Below are 748 nucleotides of genomic sequence, written 5' to 3' on the forward strand. Positions count from 1 at the left end.
GGCTTTGTTGCATAAAGATTTTAAAGATAGAGCTTTCCTAAGTTGTTTAAATTTAAGTGACAACTTGGGTATGAGCTCGGCCTAATTCCATAAATTTATTTAATACTGCCACACGTGCATGAATCTCATTCACCTGGCTTTGAAAACTCCGTGCACTGAGTTTATCTCCCAATAATTTGATGCAATGCATCTTGGTTTCTACCAAGCTTCGGCGATGATACCCAGACCACTTTTTCCAAATTGCTCTTCCTAGGCATTTAACCGTTTTCAACAATTCATTTCTTTCTAAAGATCTCAGCTTTTTGTCTTTCCAGGGCTTCGCATTTTTTCTTGGCGGAATCACCGCATGTGCCTGTCGATCTGAAATGACTTTTCTGCAGTGTTTCGTGTCATAAGCACCATCTGTATAGACAGAATCAATCTGCTCATCAAGTGGAATTTGATCAAGTAAATCTTCGAGTACTTGTGAATCACTGACATTGTTTGTCGTGAGCTGAACGGCCCGTATTTGCAGCGTTTCAGCATCTATACCAATGTGAAGTTTACGCCATTGGCGACGATATTCAGGCTGATGTTTCTTACGTTTCCATTCACCTTCACCTAAAAACTTCAAGCCAGTAGAGTCGACGAGTAGGTGGAGACCATCACGACTTTTCTGATAGCTTATCGCAATATCAATATGCTTTTGTCTTCTACAAATAGTCGAATACGAATATCACTGATATTCGGGGCTGCTCAGCCGCAAAGT

At 40.6% G+C, this 748-nt stretch carries 1 pseudogene; it reads right to left on the reverse strand.

Annotated elements, in window-relative coordinates:
- Positions 1 to 52: 52 nt before the first annotated feature.
- Positions 53 to 709 (reverse strand): annotated as a pseudogene (locus VF685_RS14035) (IS5 family transposase); the annotation flags it as partial.
- Between the last annotated feature and the right edge of the window lie 39 nt (positions 710 to 748).

Origin of the sequence: Acinetobacter sp. Brlt_5 (assembly GCF_051949055.1) — a bacterium.
In the GTDB taxonomy this organism is placed as follows: Bacteria; Pseudomonadota; Gammaproteobacteria; order Pseudomonadales; family Moraxellaceae; genus Acinetobacter; species Acinetobacter indicus.